The organism is Microseira wollei NIES-4236 (assembly GCF_020521235.1).
Classification (GTDB): domain Bacteria; phylum Cyanobacteriota; class Cyanobacteriia; order Cyanobacteriales; family Aerosakkonemataceae; genus Microseira; species Microseira wollei.
On sequence record NZ_BLAY01000880.1, the window covers coordinates 1 to 201 of the forward strand.

At 43.3% G+C, this 201-nt stretch carries 1 pseudogene; it reads left to right on the top strand.

Features of this window, described 5'->3' with window-relative positions:
• A pseudogene (locus MiSe_RS50695) lies at positions 1 to 201 on the top strand (tetratricopeptide repeat protein); the annotation flags it as partial.

Genomic DNA, 201 nt, shown 5'->3' on the forward strand with positions numbered 1-201 from the left:
GACTATTAGAACCCGCGATGCTTTTCCGGTTAATTGGGCAACGACGCAAAATAATATGGGTAATGCTTACCTTTACAGGATATTGGGAGAGAAGGCAGAGAATATTGAAAATGCGATCGCTGCTTATCATGCGGCACTGACTATTAGAACCCGCGATGCTTTTCCGGTTAATTGGGCAACGACGCAAAATAATATGGGTAA